This window comes from Parafannyhessea sp. (genome assembly GCF_051876455.1).
GTDB lineage: Bacteria > Actinomycetota > Coriobacteriia > Coriobacteriales > Atopobiaceae > Parafannyhessea.
The window spans coordinates 1-2,993 of record NZ_JBJEHW010000105.1 but is presented as its reverse complement, the minus strand read 5'-3'; the positions used below and the strand labels follow the sequence as shown (position 1 = coordinate 2,993).

Annotated in this window: 2 protein-coding genes; both read left to right on the top strand. The window is 65.0% G+C overall.

The features are described 5' to 3' along the window. On the top strand, nucleotides 1-1,351 hold a 1,351-nt coding region (gene pckA / locus ACI38Z_RS04890), incomplete at its 5' end, for a phosphoenolpyruvate carboxykinase (ATP) (RefSeq protein WP_439789069.1). Between the two features lie 193 nt (nucleotides 1,352-1,544). Beyond that, on the top strand, nucleotides 1,545-2,993 hold a 1,449-nt coding region (locus tag ACI38Z_RS04885), incomplete at its 3' end, for an FAD-dependent oxidoreductase (RefSeq protein ID WP_439789068.1).

The following is a 2,993-nucleotide window of genomic DNA, read 5'->3' as shown; positions in this document are numbered from 1 at the left end:
GGACGGGTACGAGAAGATCAGGGCCGAGGTCATCGGCTACCTCTCCGAGCGCCGCATCTTCATGGTCCACGCGCTGGCGGGCGCCGACAGGCGCTACTCCCGGAAGGTGCTCGGCCTCTGCGAGCTGGCGAGCCAGGCGCTCTTCATGAGGCAGATGCTCGTGCGCCCGACCGAGGAGGAGTTGAAGAACTTCGGCGATGCCGACTTCGTGGTCATGGCGGCGCCCATGCTCAAGCTCGACCCCAAGGAGTTCGGCACCAACTCCGAAGCCGCCGTCCTTCTCAACTTCCAGAAGCACGAGATTCTGGTCGTGGGCACGCAGTACAGCGGCGAGATCAAGAAGTCTATCTTCTCGATGATGAACTACCTGCTCCCCGTCGAGAACAACGTGCTGAGCATGCACTGCTCCTGCAACATGAACCCGCGCTCGCACGGCACGACCGTGTTCTTTGGCCTGTCCGGCACCGGCAAGACCACGCTCTCCGCGGCCGAGGACCGTCTGCTCATCGGTGACGACGAACACGGCTGGTCGACTGACTCGGTGTTCAACATCGAGGGTGGCTGCTACGCCAAGACCATCAACATCACGCCCGAGACCGAGCCGCAGATCTACAACGCGATTCGCTTTGGCTCGCTGTGCGAGAACGTCGTGATCGACCCGAAGACCCGCAAGCCGGACTACTTCGACACGACGTACACGCAGAACGGCCGCGTCGCCTACCCCGTGGAGTACATCGACAACGCCGTCGTCAAGGGCGTCGCGAAGCGCACACCGGATGTCGTCATCTTCCTGACCTGCGACGCCTTTGGCGTGCTGCCCCCGATCTCCAAGCTCGACCAGAACTCCGCCATGTACCACTTCATGACGGGCTTTACGTCTAAGGTGGCCGGCACGGAGCGCGGCATCAAGGAGCCCACGCCCACGTTCTCCTCGCTCTTTGGAGAGCCGTTCATGCCGCTCGACCCCATGGTGTACGCCAAGATGCTCGGCGAGCGCATCAACCACAGCGGTACTCGCGTCTACCTTGTCAACACCGGCTGGAGCGGCGGCCCCTACGGCGTCGGCAGCCGCATCAAGCTCAAGTACACGCGCAAGATGGTCGAGGCCGCGCAGTCCGGCATCATCGACGAGGGCGACTTCGTGCACGACGAGCGCTTCAACGTCGACGTCCCGACCGAGTGCCCCGGCGTGCCGTCCGAGCTCCTCGACCCCAAGTCGACGTGGGCAGACCCCGAGAAGTACGACGAGACCGCAGAGAAGCTCGCCCGCATGTTCGAGGACAACGCCGAGAAGCGCCTCACGTCCATGACCGACGAGGTCCGCGCGGCTGGTCCGCATCACCTTGGGTAGGGTTGGTTAGGACAATACGTAACGCTTCCCGCAATTTGCCGCCAATAACGACGATTTGACCGATGGGGCGGTGGCGGCGGGAATACCAAAACTTACGATGGCAAGGGGTGCCGTTTGGTGCCCCTTGTCTTTTTTGTCGCGGGTGCGCCCATGGGGGTGGCGTTTCTCGCACCTTGCCTTGATAGGGGGAACTATGGCAAGAATGCACGTGATGGAAAGGAGCGAGGCCCAGCAGATCATGGACGAGCTCCATGACGCGGTGGGGCGCCGCCTGGCGGTGAGCTCGCTCGCGCCCTGCCCGGTCGAGTTCACCATGGCCTTCGTGGACATGTGCTCGACCCAGAGCTGCGGTAAGTGCACGCCATGCCGCGTGGGACTCAGGATGCTGAGGCACATGCTCTCGGACGTGCTCACCGGCAGGGCCACGATGCGGACGCTGGACGACATCGAGCGTCTTGCGCGGAGCATCTACCTGTCAGCTGACTGCGCGATCGGCTACGAGGCGGGCGCGATGGCGCTCAAGGCGATCCTGGGCTTCCACGACGACTTCGTGCACCACGTCGAGCACCACGCATGTGGCTTCTCGCAGTCCAAGCTCGTACCGTGCGTGTCGGGCTGCCCAGCGGGGGTGGACATCCCTGGGTACATCGCGCTCGTGAAGGCGGGCCGCAACACGGACGCCGTGCGCCTCATCAGGAAGGACAACCCGCTTCCGCTGGTGTGCGGCCTCGTGTGCGAGCATCCGTGCGAGATGAACTGCCGCCGCGGGATGGTTGACGACCCCATGAACATCCGTGCGATCAAGCGCTACGCGTGCGAGCACATGGAGAGCGATTACCGGCCATGGATTGCGGCGGATACCGGCAAGCGCGTCGCAGTCGTGGGCGGCGGCCCCGCGGGCCTCAGCTGCGCGTACTACCTCTCGATAATGGGACACCACGTCACGATCTTCGAACAGCGCAAGCACCTTGGCGGCATGCTGCGCTACGGCATCCCCGCGTACCGCCTGCCACGCGAGAGGCTCGAGCAGGAGATCAAGTGGATCCTGGACTGCGGCATCGACGTCAGGTACGAGACCCGCGTGGAGGACGTGGACGAGCTGCGCGAGAAGTACGATGCCGTCTACCTTGCGATCGGCGCGCACGCTGACAGGAAGCTCGGGCTCCCGGGCGAGGACGCCACGGGCGTGGAGTCCGCCGTGCAGATGCTTCGCGCCGTTGGCGACGACGAGCTGCCCGACTACCGCGGCCAGCGCGTATGCGTGATTGGCGGCGGCAACGTGGCCATGGACGTCGCGCGCACGAGCGTGCGCTGCGGCGCGGAGAAGGTCACCATCGTGTACCGCAGGCGCGTGGCGGACATGACGGCCCAGGACGAGGAGATTGCGGGCGCCCAAGCGGAGGGCTGCGAGCTCCTGGAGCTCAACGCGCCGCTGAGGATCGAGGCGGACGACGCCGGCAGGGTCACGGGGCTCGTGGTGCAGCCCCAGATCATCGGCGAGGTGAAGAGGGGCCGTCCTTCTCCCCGCGCGGCGGACAAGTCCGAGGTCACCATCCCGTGCGAGCGCGTGATGGTGGCAATCGGCCAGGCGATCGACTCCAAGCCGTTCGAGCGCTTTGGCGTGCAGACGAAGTGGGGCAGG